We start from the raw sequence: 16,555 nt of genomic DNA, 5'->3' as shown, positions 1-16,555 counted from the left end.
GATGAATTGATTTGTTACTGAATTCTTTATCTAGCCACTGGGAGCTCATCCCAGCGGGTGGTGTAGTTCGGCGATCGATTGTTTGATCTCATTTGCCACTCTTGTTTAGTGCTATTGGTTCCTGAAGCTGCGGATCTAATGGCCGCATTACCAAAGCGCGTATTGATTTCATCCACTGCTTTCATGAGATGAGCAGACTTACCTTTGGTTTCGATATCGTCAAACAAGGATTGCTGGGCTGTAGGCTTATCACTAATCAGATTCAGAATGACACCCGCTTTCTTATAGCGAAAGCTCGCTTGATAGATTTGCTTCAAGCCTGCTAGCGCAGCATTCGTCAACGTCAGTGTGTTATCTGTTGGGTCTACCAGTGGAATCGTGACGCTTTGATGGTGTTGCGGTTCGTTTTGCTTAAATGGATTGGTCTGAATAAATACTGTGAGCGCGCCCGTAGTACTGTTTTGCGCTCTGAGCTTTTCAGCTGCACGGGCCACATGAGTGGCAACCGACTGCGCAATCTCCGCTTGGCTAGTCACAGGTTTACCAAAGCTACGCGAGGCAATGATTTGTTGTTTGGCTGGCGCCACTTCTTCTAACTGCAGACAAGATGTGCCACGCAGTTCATAGCAAAGACGCTCCATGACTACACCAAACTGCTGACGCATTGCTTGTGGTGAAGCTTGCAAGAGATCAAATACGCTTTGAATATTTTGAGCTTTGAGTTTTTTGGCAATCTGCTTACCAACACCCCAAACCTCACCCACTTCAGTCTCACTCATCCACTGATAGAGCTCTTCTTTGGCCATCGCATTGACATCGCATACACCAGCAAACTGCTTGTGCTTTTTAGCCAAGTGATTGGCTAGCTTGGCTAAAGTCTTGCTGGCACCAATGCCTACACAAACCGGTAAGCCAGTGGTGTCTTTAACTTGCTCTTTGATCTTTTGACCCAACTCAATGGTGTCTTGATATTGCTTGAGGACAGTTTCGATTTGCAAGAAGCTCTCATCGATGCTGTAGACCTCTAAGTTAGGTGTAAATGTTCTAAGTACTTGAACCACCCGGCTACTCATATCGCCATATAGAGTGTAGTTAGATGATTGAGCCAGGATGCCATGCTTCTTGGCAAGATCCTTCATCTGAAACCAAGGCGTACCCATCTTCACGCCAAGCGCTTTAACTTCAGCGCTACGTGCCACAGCACAACCATCGTTATTCGAGAGCACCACCATTGGCACGTCTTCTAGCTTAGGCTGAAATACACGCTCGCAAGAAACGTAGAAGTTATTTACATCTACGAGTGCAAAGAGCGAATTTGATGAGGTGGATGTGGTTTGTGAATGGAGATTCATCTCACTTGCCCTCTTTGCTGTATCTAGTACTGGCATTGCTGTACTTGCGCACCACTCCAACAACTACACCCCAGATCTGCAACTCACTACCCTCGTTAAAGGTGATGGGTTGGTAATTGGGGTTTTCTGGTTGGAGCTCAATACGACCACGCAATTGATAAAGGCGCTTGATGGTGTATTCACCATCCACTACGGCCACAACAATGTCTTTGTGTTTTGGTTTAAGTGCTTTATCAACGACAACCTTGTCGCCGTCGCAAATACCCGCACCCAACATCGAATCCCCCTTCACGGTGAACATGAAGGTGGCTGGCTTGTTCTGAACCAGGTAATGGTTCAAATCCAAGCCATCCTCAGCGTAATCTGCTGCTGGACTGGGGAATCCAGCTGAAATCCGGTGACTCAGGAGCTTAAGCTCATAAGCAGCAAAATGCCCCGCCAAGGCTTGTGGTGCCTGGCTTAGAGTTACTTTTGTGGGGTTCATTACTTGCGTCATAGTCATTAATATACTGTATGTTTATACAGTATATGTAAAAACCGCAAAAACAGGGCTATTTTTGTTGTTTTGGGGCTATGACACCCCTGCCACCCCCTCTTTTCTGCCCTCTGCTCTAGCCATAAACCCCAAGTTCCCCATGCTTGCATTGGGCCCGAGGAATTGCATAATAGGTCTAGAAGTTACATCTTAAGTAGCTCATATAAAAACAATAGTAGGAGACACATGAAGACGTATAAGATCGCGTCCGTTCCGGGCGATGGCATTGGTAAAGAGGTTATTCCCGAATGCGAAAAGGTATTAAATGCCTTAAGCAAAAAACATCCTGAAGTCGCTTTCCAATTCGAGCATTTTGATTGGGGTGGAGATTACTATCGCAAGCACGGCATCATGATGCCTGATGATGGCTTAGAACCTTTGCGCTCTAAAGATGCCATCTTGTTTGGCTCAGCTGGTGACCCTGATATTCCAGATCACATTACTTTATGGGGCTTGCGTCTCAAAATCTGCCAAGGCTTTGATCAGTACGCAAACGTGCGCCCTACTCGCATTCTTCCTGGCATTGAAACACCACTGCGTAACTGCAAACCAGGTCAACTCGATTGGGTGATCGTGCGCGAGAACTCTGAAGGCGAATATTCTGGTGTAGGCGGTAGAGCCCATCAAGGTCATCCGATTGAGGTTGCCTCTGATATGAGCATCATGACGCGCGTTGGTGTTGAGCGTGTCCAGCGCTTCGCCTTTAAGTTGGCGCAGTCACGCCCTCGTAAGCACCTTACCGTAATCACCAAATCCAATGCGCAGCGCCATGGCATGGTGATGTGGGACGAGATCGCCAATATCGTTGCTAAAGACTTTCCAGACGTCACTTGGGATAAAGAGTTGGTCGATGCCGCTACTGCGCGCATGGTTAATCGCCCCGAATCTTTGGACACCATTGTTGCAACCAACTTGCATGCAGACGTACTGAGTGATTTAGCAGCCGCACTTGCCGGCAGCCTAGGTATTGCACCAACAGCCAACCTAGATCCGGAGCGTCGCTATCCATCGATGTTTGAACCGATTCATGGTTCTGCTTTTGACATCATGGGTAAAGGGCTTGCCAATCCAATTGGCACCTTCTGGTCAGCAGTGATGATGCTCGACTTCTTGGGTGAAAAAGCCCTGGGCGCAAAACTCATGGCAGCCATTGAAAAAGTGACTGCCAATCCAAAATTACACACCCGTGATTTAGGTGGTACAGCCATGATGAGTGATGTTACTAATGCAGTTATTGAGGAGATCTCCAAATGAAGTTATTTAAATTACTAAGTGGTTTAATTGGCGGCCTGCTGAGTGCTTGCTTGCTTTCGTTCGGTTTGTTATCTGGCGCGAGCGCCCAACCCTTCCCAGATAAAACAATTCAGTACATCATTCCCTTTCCGCCCGCTGGTGAGTCTGATTTGGTAGCGCGCTACCAAGCCGATATCTCTGCCAAGAAATTTAAGCAGCCTATGGTGGTTATGAATCGTGCTGGTGCAGGCGGCGCTTTGGTATGGAGTGCACTTAATACCTACCCAGCTGATGGCACGACTGTGGTGGGTGTCAATATTCCACATACGATCTTGCAACCACTTCAGGAAGGCATTCAGTACAAGACTGATGACATTAATGCGATCTACTACTATCACTACACCCCTGATGCTTTGATGGTCTCTGCAGATAGCCCTTATAAGACCTATCAAGAATTTATTGCGGCAGCCAAAAAAGATCCGGGCAAGATGTCCTTGGCTGGATCAGCACAGTTCTCCGCAAACCATATGGCAGTTGAGCGTCTGAATAAATTAGCGGGCGTCAAAATCAACTACGTACCATTTAAAGGTACTGGTGATTTGATTACAGCTCTAATTGGCATGCACGTTGATGGCGCTATGGGTTATCTACCTTTAGCGATTCAGCAAAAAGGGAAAGTACGTACGCTGGCGATTGCGACTGAGAAGCGTAACCCCGCTCTACCAGATGTACCAACCTTTAAAGAGCTTGGCTTGAACTGGGTGGACGGCGCATACCGCGGCGTAGCTGTGCCAAAAGCCACTCCACTAGTGCTCCAACAAAAAATGTCTGACTACTTTGCACAACTTAATGCCGATCCTGAAACCAAGAAGAAGCTAGAAGATTCCGGCTTTGTCATTGTGGATGTGCCTTTAGCAAAAATGCCAGCATTTATCAAAGAGAAAACCGCTCAAGCTATGGATGATGCAAAGAACGCAGGGATGATTAAGTAAATCCTTCATCTTGTTTATTACAGTTTTGATTTTTTCCCTAACTTCAAATAAAAAACCACCGCATTCGGTGGTTTTTTATTGAGCGTCTTTTGTTTTAGCAAAAAACAAAAGCGAGTATTGCCGGGTCATCCACAAAAGCATTGGATAGATAAATACTGACCCGATAAAACCAAGGCTGAGCAGTCTCTACGAATTCGACAATGATGGGGAAGCGTTCCATACCTAAATGATAGTGCCTTATGCACTACTTCACTTCAACTATCTCACCCTTAGATGAAATCAAGTAAGCCTTGTTTGGCCTGTCTTCTCGGATGCGCGCAAGTTCAGCTTGGTAGCCCTGCAACTGCTTGCGATACTTTTCATATTTCTCGCTACCTACCTCTGGAATCGTGAGTTTGTAATCGATGATGGCTAAATGATCATCCAGCTCCACTAAGCGATCCATGCGGTAGCTCTTGCCATCTTCGCTAGCGATATCAAGCTCATTCCAGGCTTGAACCCATTCGCCTGATGTCAGATAGCGCTGGAGTTCTGGAGTGCCCAAGACTGCTTTGATTCGAGTCAACAGTGTTTGCGCATGCTCTTCATCCACACCCAACCAATTCATGAGCTCTTGCTCGCTTGGCACGGGTGGCTTTGCTTGATTGCTAGAGTCTGGAGTAAGGAACTCAAGCAACTTATGAAAGTTTGTACCCTCTTCCAGAATTTCTGGGTCAGGCTCTGCTTTGGCTTGTTCTAAGACTCTTTCTGCAAGCTCCTTCGCTAGGACTCCACTCTCAATCTTTGCAATTGAGTCTTGATGGTTGCTCTTAGCTTGATCCCATGCAATCTGAAAGTGATCAATCTTAAATGGCCCACTTCCAAGCTCTAACTGCATATCGCGCTGCTCTAGTGGCATATCTTTAAAGTCAGGCGTATTCATATCTAGTACAGGAACACCTGCAGCCAGGGCTCTACCGTACCAAGAGCGCTCATTCAGCCCAGTCTTGCTACTGCTAGCAGCGCCGCTCAGCCATAGACCCTGCTTAGCTCTAGTCATAGCAACGTAGAGGAGATTCCAATTTTCATTCTGACTAACTTCATTCTCTTTTTTGAAGATGAGGCTACGCTCGCCTGTGAGCGTCTTGGAGGTATACAAAGAGAGATGCGTCGGGCTGTCATGCTCTGGCGACCAATCTAATAGAACACCTCGATGCGGTGCACGCCACTCCGTATTGTTTGCATCAAGCATGATGACAAAAGGTGACTCCAAACCTTTAGCCCCATGTATTGTCATTAAACGTACACGCTGATGACGATCCTCCTCCGACATCTCGCTTTGCTCATCAACTTCACCAATATCTTCATTTGCTTCGGCTTCAACATCACCCTCATCCGGCGTTTCATCATCATCGCCACGACGCATTGCGTTCATCTCATCAATGAAGCGACTTAAGCTTGGATAGCGACCACCATCCTGATTTAAGGCGAGCTCCAGAAAAGCATCTAGATTCGCCAAGACTTGCGCCCTGGCTAGATTTTGAGCGGCAACGGCATAACTCACTCGCAAATTACTCTCGTGATAAATCAAATCCAGTAAATCATGAACTGGTAATGCCTCGCCTAACCCACGCCAATGCTCTAAATACCTTGCCGCCTTCTGGGTTTGCGGGTTTTGACTAGCTTGTAATGCATCCCACCAGGAGCGATAACCTTGGCCATTGCCGCCAATACTCATACTGAGTTCTTGCATCTGCTGCTCGGTAAAACTAAAGATTGGACTACGCAGAATCTGGGCCAACGGCAAATCATGGCGAGGAGAAACCAATACTGTTAGCAATGCAATAAGGTCATCGATTTCTAATGTATTGAGAAGACCACCCAAGCGAGTACTGTCATAAGCTAAGCCCGCTTCACGAAGAGCTCTTTCAAACTGCGGCAAATATTTACGACGCTTTACCAGCAAGATAAAGTCACTTGCTCTTGCAGGGCGCCAATAATCTTTGCCGTCTTTTTTATCCATCACCTGGCGTGTTGCAATTACATGATGAATTAATCGACTAACTTGCTTGCCCTCTTCATAGCGCTGCTGAACATCACTAGTTTGACCAGAATCTCGAATCGCAACATCAAAAGCTGAGCCATAACGTTCTGGCTGCTCGTTCTCCACTCGCTCAATGAGGGGTAATAATTTTGTCTCACCATCTACTGCATAGGCTTCCGCTGGTAAGCCCTGTTGCAAAGGCTTCCAGGCTGTAGCTTGCTTGGCATATTGATAGCTCTCCGGCAAGACACCTGCCAAGAACACCCCATTCACCGCATCATTAATGGCCGGTGCATTTCTGCGGGTGGTATTTTGCGATAAGGCAGCCGCATTTAACTTTCTCACCAGAAAATCTCTAGCGCTATCAAATAGTCTTGGATCGGCACGGCGGAAACGATAAATCGATTGCTTAGGATCGCCAACAATAAAGACGCTTGGCATTGAACCATCATCGCCATAACCATCTAACCATGAGCGCAATATTTGCCATTGCAATGGGTTGGTATCCTGAAACTCGTCGATCAGAATATGTTTGTACTTTGCATCCAAGCGAGCCTGCAAATAAGAGGCATTGGCAGAGCTAGCCATTAATTGACTCACACCAATCTCTAAATCATCAAAGTCCCGCACACGCATGGACTCTTTGGCTTTTTCCATATGGGCAAGCATCGCCTCACTCATGGCAAACCATGCGATATTAAGATCGCGAATCAGGTGTTCGCTTTGCCAGGCAAATAAGTCTTGATAAGCATCTACCCAGCCATTGCGAATCTTCGTAATTTCTGTGGGATCAATATTCTTTGTATTTAGATACTTAAGCATTGGGGCTGAGGTCTTAGCAATGTCTGCCAAAGGAGTCCGTGCTTGAGTTAAAAAATAAGCTTGAAACTCATTGGCGATATCCATCGCCGAGCCATTGGCGTCATGATGCTCAATCACTTGCTTTAAGTACGCTGCTTTACCTACTTGGGTTGGGGTGCCATTTTGAAAACACTCATAGAGCATCTCTAGATCTTTTTTGGTACCAGGAAGCTTCCAAAAGACTTCAAGTGGATTGCTCTTGGCTAGGTAGGGCAAGATCTTTTCCAAACAATCTGCTGGCTGAATATTTTTAGCAATACAAGCGTCTTGAAAGAAAGTCCACGCGCCTCTTTGTTTAAAGAGACTGTAATTTCCCATCAAAAATTTTTGAGTCTCACTCGCACCAAACTCTGCCAGCAATACGTCATAGTGCTTTTTTAAATCCTCTGGCAGATTGCCCCACCAATCACCCATGCACTCTTCTTGTAGGCGCTTAGCATCCTCTCGCAGATTAAAGCCAGGCTGTACCTCTGCAGATACGGGAGCTGCACCAAGCAAACGCCCAAACCAACCATGAAAGGTATCAATCACGATAGCCTGCGGGCTAGATAGAACCTTGATGTATAAGGCTCTAGCCTGGGGTAACAATTGAATAGCCTCTTCTTTCGTTAGCCCTCTCATTTGTAATTCATGTGTAAGCGTTACGTCATCTGCAGTGGAAAACTCTTCCAATAAACCGTAGAGGCGATCACGCATTTCTTGTGCGGCTTTACGCGTAAAGGTCAACGCCAAGATCTCTTGGGGCTTTGCGCCGGCTAACAACAACCTGATCATACGAGCCACCAATAGCCAAGTTTTGCCGCTACCTGCACAAGCAGAGACGATTACAGATCTTTCTGGATTACAGGCCAGGGAATAATTGAACTCTTCGCTCACCACATCCCCTTTCTGCAAATGCCTCTAGCTTCACAGTATTGACATACGCTATCCGGTGCAAATGCTTGCATAGGCTTACGTGCCCATAAGGTATTTAAATCTTGGGTGATCTGCTCTGAAAACTCTGCCATCAGTTCCGGCATGTTTTCTACTGCATGCGCCCGGACACTTTTATCTTCGCCTTTATCCAAGTCAGCCCTGAGACTTACCCATTCAGCCTGCCCCACCATACGACCTGGGATATGAGCTGCAACCGCGTTTTCACTGGCAGCGCGGGCATAAATTAAGAGCTGCGGATCATCCAAGAGATTCTCGGCACGATCCACGATCTTTTTCATCTTTTGATTTTTATAGTCAATCACTGCGGCCGCAGTGCCATCAAATTGATGAATATCAAATCGATCAGCACGTCCTGCAATACGGATATCTCTTTGCACGCCATCGGGATCACTCAAACTTAATGTAAAGCCAACCGTTAGCTCGGCATCGTGATAACGCCAGCCCTCGCTTTCTCTTTGAATTTGCCAATCCACAAAACTAGGAATTTGTTTTTGCCAATCCCTTAGGGTTCCAAGCACTCTTGCGTCGCCTGCGATGAGGCGCTCAAACTCGTTTTCAGAGCATTTCATTAAATGCTCGATCATCCATTGACGACGCTCATCTGCACCGTCATGAATAGGTGAGTGAGATTTTTCATCCTCAGTTTTCAGCGCTTGAAAAAAGGTTTTGAGCAAAGCATGCAAAGTTTGACCCGCAAGGGAGGCATCAAAGCCTTCTTCGAATTCTTTTGCCTTACGCAATCCCAATAAGCTGCTAACGTAATAGCGGTAGGGACAATCCCGCAAAGCCTTATAGGCGCTGGGCGAGACCGTTACCGGAATCGCTAAATCTTTATCAGGCACGCTCACCGACATTTGCAGTGGTTGAGATTTGCCTTCATACGTCTCCGGCTTCACCTCTATCGCTTTCCAGTCTTTTAATTGGGTCTGTAAACGCTGAATCCATGCCGATGGACGTAGAGGTTCACCACTTTTACTTTTACTTTGCCAGAGAAGATCTACTTGCTTACAGGAGACCAGCAACTGAGAGAGGTCTCTAGCCTGCTGTACGTACTGAGCTGCAACTGTAGAAGACTTGAGATAGCGGTTCAGTGTGTCCGAGAAAAATAATGGGGGCTCAGAAAATGCTGGTAGCTGCTGCTCATCACACCCAATTAACACTACTGCATCAAATTGTCGTAAGCGTGTTGAGCTCAGAGGTAAGATACTCAGGGTTGCTTGCGCCTCTTTACCAGTTTCCTCATAAGTTGCTTCTTCGATAACAGTTTTTAGCAAGCTCAACCACTCCGGTAGGCGCATCTTCAGATTGCTATAGACGCCACTACTGAGATTAAAACTATTGAGAACTTCTAACAGCTGCTTACCAGCAGCATCGCTCTCTAGGCGCCCTGCCATACCGGTCTCTATTAGGTTTTTCTGCAAAAGATCGTATGCACTAGAACAATCCACCGATAAGTGCTGCCAAGCGACGTGGAGGCGTCTTACAAACTTAATGAGGTCGATTAAATGCTCGTTGGGCGAGCCGCCATTTGACGCAGCATACTTATTTGCTCGCTCAATCGCTATGAGAAAAGTTTCCCACCCAGACTTGGCCTGACTCGCAATCAAAATATCTTCAAGTTGAGCAAGCAGACCGATGCATGCCTCAGGGGGTTTATTCAGGCTATATGGAAGATCAAAATAAGGGTTTTGCAAAAACTCTAATAGCGCACTCGCGCTAGGCCCCTCTTTGGGTGCACGTATCAACTCAAGCCAACTATCAAATGCAGCTGCCGCTCTAGTGGTAGATAACTTCCAACCGGTTTCATCCCGGATTCGCAGTGCGCTGCCTAGGCGACTTAATAAAGCGCGCGCCCTTCGAGCTGCTAAACGATCCTGTGCAACCAGGGCAATATTTTTCTTGCCAGCAATAAGATGAGACTCAATCGATTTCGTTGCAGCCCATGCTAACTCTTCAAAGCGTCTTGCTGCCAGCAAGCGCCAAGCATCATTTCTATTGGCTTGAATATTGCTACTCACTTGAGAATCTTCTACAGGGTTTGCAGATGCGATATGTCCCTCTGCATCAAGCCCACAAAGCGCCTCAGACCACAGAGCCACTGAATTCCAGTCTAAATCTACGCGCACCACTGGAGCATATTGAGCATATTCATTAAGGTAGCGATCAATTAACTCTTGATCTACCGGCTTCGGATCCGCCGTCTGCACCCAAATGAATGGACGCACATTGCTATGCTGTTTTTCCGCATTGGAATTTGCCAATTGCATATGTGCAGCCATTGCCAAATGTTTGCGTATCACTGGGTCGCCAACGCTGCTTAAATAACGCCAGAAAGTGAGTAGTACTGCAGACTCTTCATCTACAACATTGCGCGAGAGTCCTACATAAGCTTTAGCAATCGCCTGATCTAAAACAAGCTCTACTTTTTTCAGCCAAGTCTCTGTATCCAAGGCATGCGTCTGCAGCAATTCATTTAAATCGCTCTGCAATTGCGGAATAACTGCCTCAGATAACGTGTCGCACGCATCGATCACTGCTTGCGCCAATCCCCATGCACCCGCTTCGCTTTCTACTTTGAACCATGCTTGCAAGGTTTTGTGTTTGCGCAAATTGACAAACACCGATAACCATCTCTCTAAATCTGTTTGCTTCTTTGGAAATTTCCATGCGCCTGGTGCTGCTTCTAGCCAATCCGTAAAACTAATGACTTGGGGCAAGAAGGCAATACTGCTTGGTAAGTCTTTGGGTCGGTTTTGCTCTAAAGCTGCCCTCACCCCAACCAGAGGCCCTGCGGTGCTGAGCACCACTAAGGGGCGCTGATTGGTTTGCACTGCACAATCCCAGATGCCTTTTGCCAATTGGGCAAGCGCTTGGCTATTAGGCGTGATTGCCCAAGCTTGCGGCTGCTTTTGGTCAGAAATGGTTGGGAAAGACTGAGACATGAAGTGTGTATTTATCTATTTTGAGCAGAACGTTCCGCTTATTGCTAATATAAGCGTTGTAACGACATAATTAAATAACTCGCTAAATAAGTCTAAATAAGGAATTTTCATGAGTGCCGGCATTAAATATGTAACTGACGCCTCTTTCGAACAAGACGTCCTCAAGTCCGATAAACCTGTTCTGCTCGACTTCTGGGCTGAGTGGTGTGGTCCTTGCAAAATGATTGGTCCGATTCTGGAAGAGCTCGCTGGCGAATACGGCGATAAGCTACAGATCGCAAAAATGAACGTGGATGAGAACCAAGGCGTACCTGCCCAGTTCAATATTCGCGGCATTCCTACCCTGATCCTCTTCAAAAATGGCACCGTGGCTGCTCAAAAAGTAGGCGCTTTGGCCAAATCTCAGTTGACTGCATTTATTGATAGTCATCTGTAAATAGTCTCAGACCACAGGTTCACCAGCTGAGCCTGTGGTTTTTACCGATTTACCGTAGTTATCAGACCCGTGTTTTAGTGTAGTATTACTCAAACGCACTAATCAGTGCCCCGATTTCCAGCAATTTACCTCCCCCTTCTTTAGCAAATTCCAAAATTCTGTTTTTCCACATCTGCGTGATCTTGATCAGCGCAGCGATACCTCAAAACAAATCCATCCCATTCTGATTTCCCCTTTTATTTACACCCGAGAACCACATGCAATTAACTGAACTCAAAGTCCTCCACGTATCCGCTCTGCTAGAAATGGCAGCTAGCTTGGAGATTGAAAACACACAACGGATGCGTAAACAAGAATTGATGTTTGCCATTCTGAAAAAACGTGCGAAGGCTGGTGAAACAGTATTCGGCGACGGCACTTTGGAAGTATTGCCTGATGGCTTTGGTTTCTTGCGCTCACCTGAAGCCTCTTACATGGCTTCTCCAGATGACATCTACATTTCTCCTGCGCAGATCCGCCGCTTTAACTTGCACACTGGTGACAGCGTTGAAGGTGAAGTGCGTACACCTAAAGATGGTGAGCGTTACTTTGCATTGGTAAAGGTCGACAAGATCAACGGTTTGGCTCCAGAAGCCCTCAAGAACCGCATCATGTTCGAGAACTTAACGCCTTTGCATCCGAATCGCGTGATCAGTCTAGAGCGTGATATCAAGGCGGAAGAGAATTTAACTGGCCGCATTATCGATATGATCTCCCCTATTGGTTACGGCCAACGTGGCTTGATCGTAGCGTCACCGAAATCCGGTAAGACCGTGATGATGCAGCACATTGCACACGCAATCTCTGCAAACAATCCCGACGCCATTCTCATCGTGTTGCTCGTTGACGAGCGCCCTGAAGAAGTTACTGAAATGCAACGCTCCGTTCGCGGTGAGGTAGTTGCTTCTACTTTTGATGAGCCAGCTGTGCGTCACGTTCAAGTTGCCGAGATGGTGATTGAAAAAGCAAAACGTTTAGTAGAGATGGGTAAAGATGTGATCATCTTGCTTGACTCGATCACTCGTCTTGCTCGCGCATACAACACGGTAGTTCCTTCATCAGGCAAAGTACTTTCTGGTGGTGTGGACGCAAATGCATTGCAACGCCCTAAGCGCTTCTTCGGTGCCGCACGTAATATTGAAGAAGGTGGTTCATTGACCATCATCGCTACCGCCCTGATTGAAACTGGTAGCCGCATGGATGACCTCATCTATGAAGAGTTCAAAGGTACCGGCAATATGGAAGTTCACCTTGAGCGTCGTTTGGCTGAGCGTCGTGTTTATCCATCTATTAACCTCAATAAATCTGGCACCCGCCGTGAAGAGTTGCTGGTTAAAGCTGAAAACCTCCAGAAGATCTGGGTATTGCGTAAATTACTGGCCGATATGGACGATATCGAGGCGATGAACTTCATCGTCGATAAGCTCAAATCCACCAAAAATAATGGCGAATTCTTCGACTTAATGCGTCGCGGAGGCTAATTTAGGGGTCCAGAGGGCTTTTTAGCCCTTTTTGGACCTCCAAAATGCGCTTTGTTGTTGATTTCATGGCATAATTTCGCCTTTACTGCTTTTAAAACCTGGGAAAGTATTTAAGTCAATTTGGCTCAAACGGCTACCCGCTCATAGGACTCATAATGAAACCTGGCATTCACCCCGAATATCGTGAAATCGTCTTTGTAGACGTTTCTAATAACTTCAGCTTCAAGACTCGCTCCACAATGGCTACTAAAGAGACCATTAAGTGGGAAGATGGCAATGAATATCCATTGGCCAAGATCGAGACTTCATCTGAATCACACCCTTTCTACACTGGTACCCAGAAAATTATGGATACCGCTGGTCGTGTTGAGAAATTCCGTCAGAAATTCGGTACCAAGGCTGTTGCTAAGGCATCCGGTGATGGCGCTGCTAAAACAGCTGAGAAAAAAGCTGCTGCTGCAGAAGCTAAAGCTGCTGAAAAGCCAGCTAAGAAGAAGGCTTAATACACTTCTATTCGCAGGGTATGTGAAATACCTGCTCTGCGAGATAATCAAGGCAGCGTTTGCTGCCTTTTTTATTTTGAACTGCACACATGGTCAAACTTACCGCCGCTGCCACTAAATCCATTCCGCGCATTATTATTTTTGCGCTGACTTTGGTTTATGGTTTTGCTGGCCTCTTCTTTCGGGATCCCTGGAAAAACGAAGATGCCATTGGCTTTGGCGGCATGTGGACACTCTTTCGTGGTGACTCTATCGACTGGATAGTTCCACATTTAGCTGGTCGCGACATCTCACTCGGTACACCACTGCCCTACTGGATTGGGGCGACTCTCATTAAATGGTTTGGCCCACTCATTGGCGCTGCCAATGCTGCTCGTTTGTATTCCGCAATTTGCTTCTTTGCTGCCGCACTGGCTATTTGGTATGCAACCTATTTATTAGGTCGTCGTCGTGAAGTGCAACCAATAGCTCTAGCTGTTGGTGGTCAACCAGATTTGAAGAGTTACGGCATGACCTTGGCCGATGGTGCCCTACTCATCTTCTTAGCTTGCGTAGGTCTTGCTCAGCGCGCCCACGAGACAACGCCAATGATGGCGCAACTGATGGGTATCAGTATTGTTCTTTATGGGACTGTGCGTGGTTTAGATAAACCATGGCAAGGTGGTTTATGGACTGGTCTTGGTATTGCCATCGTCGCACTATCAAGCAACCTTACCTTGAGCTTAATCATTGTTAGCTCAACTATTATTGCGGTCATTGCTAGCAATGCAAAGTTGCGCTTTCGCTGGACTCTCACCAGCACCGTCTTAGGCTTAATTGGTTTTGCAATTTGGCCTTTGGTTTGGTACCTGACTGATCTTTCACCACAGTGGCGACATATTGCTGAAGAAGGTTGGCGCAACATGCCAGAAATGCGCGCTACTCCATCTATCGAATCTCTAGGATTCTTAAGTGTGAACTTCTGGGCTTACGCCTGGCCTGTCTGGCCACTTGCAATCGTTTCACTTGCTCACTGGGGTCGTACAAAGGAATCTGGCGCATGGCGTGCTCCACACCTCGCTATCCCATTGAGTTTATTTATTGGCAGCTTGATTTATGTTCTATTCCGACTAGAGGCGAATGAGCATGACTTGATGATCTTAATTCCAAGTCTTTCTATCATTGCTGCATTTAGCCTGCCCGTTCTTAAGCGTAGTGTGATTAGCTTTATTGATTGGTTTGCGATGTTTAGCTTTACGCTCATTGCTCTGGCCATCTGGATTATTTGGCTAGCAAAAGTCACTGGCTATCCAGAATCTACTGCGGCCAATATTGCACGCCTACTTCCGGGATTTGAGAGTCAATTTAATATTCTGGCATTTGTTGTGGCGCTCGTTACTACAGGCGTATGGCTTGCAGTTGTTCGATGGAGAACTTCACGCGCTCCAAAAGAAATTTGGCGCTGCCTCATCATTTCAGCATCAGGCACGACCCTCATGTGGGTTCTGCTAATGAGTCTGTGGCTACCAACTATTAACTACGCCAAAACCTATCGTCATGTTTCTGCGCGTTTAGTGCAAATGGTTCCTTCAGGGGGTGGCTGCGTTGACACCAGTAATCTGGGCTTTGCTCAGCTAGCCTCTTTTGAATACTTCTCCAAACTTGACTTGCGCGATGATCCGAATTGCCCTTGGATGCTTACCCACAGCCAATCTGAGGCAAAAGCCTACGCGCAATTAAACAATAAGAAACTCACCCTACTTTGGGAAGATCGTCGTGCTGCTGACCGCGACGAGCGCTTGCGCCTTTACGAAGTAATCCCAGAATAAATCGTGCTGCACTTTAAGTTATCGCGCCTACGCGAGGATATCCCCTCCTTACTAAAACTGGCTGGGCCATTACTTATTGGGCAGTTAGCCGTTATTGCCTTTGGTGTTCTAGACACGGCAATGACAGCGCGCTACTCAGCTGATGACTTAGCAGCGCTCGCCATGGCTTCTGCCATCTTCATCAGTATTTATGTTGGCTTAACGGGTGTGATTTCTGCACTCGCACCAATTGCAGGTCAACTATTCGGCGCTAAACGATTTTCAGAAATCGGTGAAGAGGTTCGTCAAGCAACCTGGCTCGCTTTAGGGCTGAGCGTTTTAGGCTGCTTCATTTTGCTCAACGCGGATCATTTGCTTGCCATCTCGCAGATGAATGCTGCGATTGAAGGCAAGGCAAAGCTATATCTCAATATCCTAGCAATTGGCTTACCTGCCAGCATGGGAATGCGCGTCCTGATGGCGCTTCACAATGCAGTATCTCGCCCTACCGTGATTACAGTAGTGCAAATCATCGGCCTAGCGCTTAAATTACCCCTCAATCTGCTCTTTATTTATGGTGGCTTAGGCATTGAGGGTATGGGTGGTCCTGGTTGTGCAGTTGCCACGGTAATCATCAATTGGTCATGGCTACTCATGACTTTAGGCTTTGTCTTATTTGATCGCTTCTATAAGCCATTTAAGATCTTTACGCGCTTTAGCATGCCCAACTGGCACCGCATCTGGACTTTATTGAAACTCGGTGCGCCCATTGGCTTTAGTTACTTGATTGAGGTGACTTCATTCACCTTCATGTCTCTATTTATCGCCCGCCTTGGAACTACTGCATTGGCAGGCCATCAAATTGTGGCGAATATGGGGACCGTTATTTATATGGTGCCACTCTCCCTCTCGATTGCGACGATGACGCTAGTATCCCAATCCATTGGCGCTAATAAACCTGAGCGCGCTGAAGAGATCGGTTGGTCTTCCGTCTTCTTCACAACTGCACTATGCATCAGCATTGGTATTACCGTTTGGATCTTAAGAGTTCAACTACTTGATTTATATGATCCGCCAGCGGAAGTGAAGGCATTCTCCATTCCCCTCTTTTTGTTTATTGCGTTTTATCAAGTGTTTGATGCACTACAAATTACTGCGGCATTTATTTTGCGAGCTTACCGAATTGCTTTTTGGCCCATGGTCATCTACGCAGGCTCGCTTTGGGGTGTCGGCCTTGGTGGCGGCTACCTCATGGGCTTTAATGTCTTAGGCAATACGCCTGAGTTCTTGCAAGGTGCCAATGGCTTCTGGGCGGGCAATAGCCTAAGCTTAGCTTTGGCTGCATGCTTTTTACTCTACCTCTTTAGAAGAACGGCGGAGCGCTATGAAAAAACGCATCCGCCGGTAGAGGTTTAATAAAAGGCTTTGCGCCTTT

11 protein-coding genes are annotated in these 16,555 nt (G+C 46.8%); 7 read left to right on the top strand and 4 right to left on the bottom strand.

The annotated features are described in order from the left end of the window. Positions 1–26: 26 nt before the first annotated feature. Complete coding sequence (locus ICN10_RS07975; protein WP_216214418.1) at positions 27–1,352, bottom strand: Y-family DNA polymerase; 1,326 nt, start codon at positions 1,350–1,352, stop codon at positions 27–29. Between the two features lies 1 nt (position 1,353). Next, positions 1,354–1,854, bottom strand: a complete 501-nt coding sequence (locus ICN10_RS07970) for a LexA family transcriptional regulator (protein ID WP_216214417.1) — start codon at positions 1,852–1,854, stop codon at positions 1,354–1,356. 219 nt (positions 1,855–2,073) lie between these two features. Between ICN10_RS07970 and ICN10_RS07965 the strand changes: the two genes are divergently transcribed. Beyond that, on the top strand, positions 2,074–3,141 hold the full coding sequence (locus ICN10_RS07965; protein ID WP_216214416.1) for a tartrate dehydrogenase: 1,068 nt from the start codon (positions 2,074–2,076) through the stop codon (positions 3,139–3,141). After that, positions 3,138–4,112 (top strand): tripartite tricarboxylate transporter substrate binding protein, encoded by a 975-nt coding sequence (locus ICN10_RS07960; RefSeq protein WP_216214415.1) that lies wholly within the window; start codon positions 3,138–3,140, stop codon positions 4,110–4,112. Before ICN10_RS07965 ends, ICN10_RS07960 begins: the two co-directional genes overlap by 4 nt. Positions 4,113–4,356: 244 nt before the next feature. Here ICN10_RS07960 and ICN10_RS07955 read toward each other — a convergent pair whose 3' ends face one another. Continuing rightward, on the bottom strand, positions 4,357–7,872 hold the full coding sequence (locus tag ICN10_RS07955) for a UvrD-helicase domain-containing protein (RefSeq protein WP_370626202.1): 3,516 nt from the start codon (positions 7,870–7,872) through the stop codon (positions 4,357–4,359). Further along, the gene (locus tag ICN10_RS07950; RefSeq protein WP_216214412.1) at positions 7,869–10,874 is read right to left on the bottom strand and encodes a PD-(D/E)XK nuclease family protein; all 3,006 of its coding nucleotides are present in this window, start codon (positions 10,872–10,874) and stop codon (positions 7,869–7,871) included. Before ICN10_RS07950 ends, ICN10_RS07955 begins: the two co-directional genes overlap by 4 nt. A 109-nt stretch (positions 10,875–10,983) precedes the next feature. Here ICN10_RS07950 and trxA point away from each other — a divergent pair, with 109 nt between their 5' ends. From trxA to ICN10_RS07925, 5 genes are all read left to right on the top strand, one after another. Continuing rightward, entirely contained in the window at positions 10,984–11,310 is a 327-nt protein-coding gene (trxA, locus tag ICN10_RS07945; RefSeq protein WP_068321063.1) for a thioredoxin TrxA, read from the top strand. A gap of 257 nt (positions 11,311–11,567) precedes the next feature. Continuing rightward, positions 11,568–12,830: a transcription termination factor Rho gene (gene rho, locus ICN10_RS07940; protein ID WP_068321061.1), complete on the top strand. Its 1,263-nt coding sequence runs from the start codon at positions 11,568–11,570 to the stop codon at positions 12,828–12,830. Positions 12,831–12,985: 155 nt separating this feature from the next. Then, the gene (locus ICN10_RS07935; protein ID WP_068321059.1) at positions 12,986–13,333 is read left to right on the top strand and encodes a type B 50S ribosomal protein L31; all 348 of its coding nucleotides are present in this window, start codon (positions 12,986–12,988) and stop codon (positions 13,331–13,333) included. A gap of 89 nt (positions 13,334–13,422) precedes the next feature. Next, positions 13,423–15,141, top strand: coding sequence for a glycosyltransferase family 39 protein (locus tag ICN10_RS07930; RefSeq protein ID WP_216214410.1), 1,719 nt, complete (start codon positions 13,423–13,425; stop codon positions 15,139–15,141). A gap of 3 nt (positions 15,142–15,144) precedes the next feature. Continuing rightward, a complete protein-coding gene (locus ICN10_RS07925; protein ID WP_216214408.1) occupies positions 15,145–16,536 on the top strand; it encodes an MATE family efflux transporter in 1,392 nt (463 codons plus the stop codon). The last annotated feature ends 19 nt before the right edge of the window (positions 16,537–16,555 follow it).

The sequence above is a fragment of the Polynucleobacter sp. 86C-FISCH genome (assembly GCF_018882415.1).
Classification (GTDB): Bacteria; Pseudomonadota; Gammaproteobacteria; order Burkholderiales; family Burkholderiaceae; genus Polynucleobacter.
Note: the sequence above shows the minus strand (reverse complement) of the source record. Positions and strands in the feature narration are given on the sequence as shown.

Coding starts and splice junctions, on each gene's coding strand:
- ICN10_RS07935 (WP_068321059.1), top strand. CDS start 12,986: ATGAAACCTGGCATTCACCCCGAATATCGTGAAATCGTCTTTGTAGAC.
- trxA (WP_068321063.1), top strand. CDS start 10,984: ATGAGTGCCGGCATTAAATATGTAACTGACGCCTCTTTCGAACAAGAC.
- ICN10_RS07950 (WP_216214412.1), bottom strand. CDS start 10,874: ATGTCTCAGTCTTTCCCAACCATTTCTGACCAAAAGCAGCCGCAAGCT.
- ICN10_RS07960 (WP_216214415.1), top strand. CDS start 3,138: ATGAAGTTATTTAAATTACTAAGTGGTTTAATTGGCGGCCTGCTGAGT.
- ICN10_RS07965 (WP_216214416.1), top strand. CDS start 2,074: ATGAAGACGTATAAGATCGCGTCCGTTCCGGGCGATGGCATTGGTAAA.
- ICN10_RS07930 (WP_216214410.1), top strand. CDS start 13,423: ATGGTCAAACTTACCGCCGCTGCCACTAAATCCATTCCGCGCATTATT.
- ICN10_RS07970 (WP_216214417.1), bottom strand. CDS start 1,854: ATGACTATGACGCAAGTAATGAACCCCACAAAAGTAACTCTAAGCCAG.
- ICN10_RS07975 (WP_216214418.1), bottom strand. CDS start 1,352: ATGAATCTCCATTCACAAACCACATCCACCTCATCAAATTCGCTCTTT.
- rho (WP_068321061.1), top strand. CDS start 11,568: ATGCAATTAACTGAACTCAAAGTCCTCCACGTATCCGCTCTGCTAGAA.